The following is a 2675-nucleotide window of genomic DNA, read 5'->3' on the forward strand; positions in this document are numbered from 1 at the left end:
GGGTGACGGCGTACCTTTTGTATAATGGGTCAGCGACTTATATTCTGTAGCAAGGTTAACCGTTTAGGGGAGCCGTAGGGAAACCGAGTCTTAATAGGGCGATTAAGTTGCAGGGTATAGACCCGAAACCGAGTGATCTATCCATGAGCAGGTTGAAAGTGCCGTAACAGGCACCGGAGGACCGAACCCACTGTCGTTGAAAAGCCAGGGGATGACTTGTGGATAGGGGTGAAAGGCTAATCAAACTCGGTGATAGCTGGTTCTCCCCGAAAGCTATTTAGGTAGCGCCTCGGACGAATACCATTGGGGGTAGAGCACTGTTTCGGCTAGGGGGTCATCCCGACTTACCAAACCGATGCAAACTCCGAATACCGATGAGTGATATCCGGGAGACAGACGGCGGGTGCTAACGTCCGTCGTCAAGAGGGAAACAACCCAGACCGCCAGCTAAGGCCCCAAATTCCTAGTTAAGTGGGAAACGATGTGGGAAGGCACAGACAGCTAGGAGGTTGGCTTAGAAGCAGCCACCCTTTAAAGAAAGCGTAATAGCTCACTAGTCGAGTCGGCCTGCGCGGAAGATGTAACGGGGCTCAAACTAGGAGCCGAAGCTGCGGATTTAATTGTTTCAATTAAGTGGTAGGGGAGCGTTGTGTAAGCCTGTGAAGGTGTGTTGTAAAGCATGCTGGAGGTATCACAAGAGCGAATGCTGACGTGAGTAACGACAAAACGGGTGAAAAGCCCGTTCGCCGGAAGACCAAGGGTTCCAGTCCAACGTTAATCGGGGCTGGGTGAGTCGACCCCTAAGGCGAGGCCGAAAGGCGTAGTCGATGGGAAATCGGTTAATATTCCGATACTTGTTTATGATGCGATGGAGGGACGGAGAAGGTTATGTCAGCCTGGCGTTGGTTGTCCAGGTGAAAGGATGTAGGTAGGTTTAGTAGGCAAATCCGCTAGACTATTACTGAGATCTGATAGCAAGCCAGTTTACTGGCAAAGTGGCAAATACCCTGCTTCCAGGAAAAGCTTCTAAGCGATAGTCATAAACAAATCGTACCCGAAACCGACACAGGTGGTCAGGTAGAGAATACCAAGGCGCTTGAGAGAACTCTGCTGAAGGAACTAGGCAAAATGGTACCGTAACTTCGGGAGAAGGTACGCTGCCGATGGTGATAAGACTTGCTCTTTGAGCTGTTGGCAGTCGCAGATACCAGGCTGCTGCAACTGTTTATTAAAAACACAGCACTCTGCAAACACGAAAGTGGACGTATAGGGTGTGATGCCTGCCCGGTGCTGGAAGGTTAATTGATGGGGTTAGCGTATGCGAAGCTCTTGATCGAAGCCCCAGTAAACGGCGGCCGTAACTATAACGGTCCTAAGGTAGCGAAATTCCTTGTCGGGTAAGTTCCGACCTGCACGAATGGCATAATGATGGCAGCGCTGTCTCCAGCAGAGACTCAGTGAAATCGAAATCGCAGTGAAGATGCTGTGTACCCGCGGCTAGACGGAAAGACCCCGTGAACCTTTACTACAGCTTTACATTGAACTTTGACCTAACTTGTGTAGGATAGGTGGGAGGCTTTGAAGTGGCGACGCCAGTTGCCATGGAGCCATCCTTGAAATACCACCCTGGTTATGTTGGGGTTCTAACTTAGATGTAACAACATCAAGGACAATGTATGGTGGGTAGTTTGACTGGGGCGGTCTCCTCCTAAAGAGTAACGGAGGAGTACGAAGGTGCGCTCAGAACGGTCGGAAATCGTTCAAAGAGTATAAAGGCAAAAGCGCGCTTAACTGCGAGACCCACAAGTCGAGCAGGTACGAAAGTAGGTCTTAGTGATCCGGTGGTTCTGTATGGAAGGGCCATCGCTCAACGGATAAAAGGTACTCTGGGGATAACAGGCTGATACCGCCCAAGAGTTCATATCGACGGCGGTGTTTGGCACCTCGATGTCGGCTCATCTCATCCTGGGGCTGAAGCAGGTCCCAAGGGTATGGCTGTTCGCCATTTAAAGAGGTACGCGAGCTGGGTTTAGAACGTCGTGAGACAGTTCGGTCCCTATCTACCGTGGGCGTTGGAAATTTGAGAGGATCTGCTCCTAGTACGAGAGGACCAGAGTGGACGAACCTCTGGTGTTCCGGTTGTTTCGCCAGAAGCACTGCCGGGTAGCTATGTTCGGATGGGATAACCGCTGAAAGCATCTAAGCGGGAAGCCCACCTCAAGATTAGATTTCCCTAAAGAGCCGTTGTAGACTACGACGTTGATAGGTTGGGTGTGGAAGCATGGCGACATGTGTAGCTAACCAATACTAATTGCTCGTTTGGCTTGACCATACAACACCCAAGTGGTTTAGTATGAGATAAGTGTAAAGATTTTACCTAACAAGCTTGAATCAATCTTGAATAACTTAACTTAAAAAGTTAAAACTTTAAAAATTAAATTTAAAGTAAAAAATAAAACAACAGACTCATAAGCAGCGTTGTTATCCTTTTACGCTGACGACAATAGCAAGATGGAACCACCTGATCCCTTCCCGAACTCAGAAGTGAAACGTCTTAGCGCCGATGGTAGTGTGGTTTGCCCATGCGAGAGTAGGTCATCGTCAGCACCTTATTTAGCCCTCTCTGTCATTGATAGAGGGGGTTTTGGTTTTTAAAATCCTTGAATTTGTGTATA

Annotated in this window: 2 rRNA genes (1 of these 2 only partly in view); both read left to right on the forward strand. The window is 49.0% G+C overall.

Features of this window, described 5'->3' with window-relative positions:
- A 23S ribosomal RNA gene (locus tag B0182_RS11365) occupies positions 1 to 2332 on the forward strand; it begins 610 nt to the left of the window's first position.
- 161 nt (positions 2333 to 2493) lie between these two features.
- Positions 2494 to 2607: ribosomal RNA gene (rrf, locus tag B0182_RS11370) — 5S ribosomal RNA — on the forward strand.
- The last annotated feature ends 68 nt before the right edge of the window (positions 2608 to 2675 follow it).

Origin of the sequence: Moraxella bovis (genome assembly GCF_002014975.1) — a bacterium.
Lineage (GTDB): Bacteria > Pseudomonadota > Gammaproteobacteria > Pseudomonadales > Moraxellaceae > Moraxella > Moraxella bovis.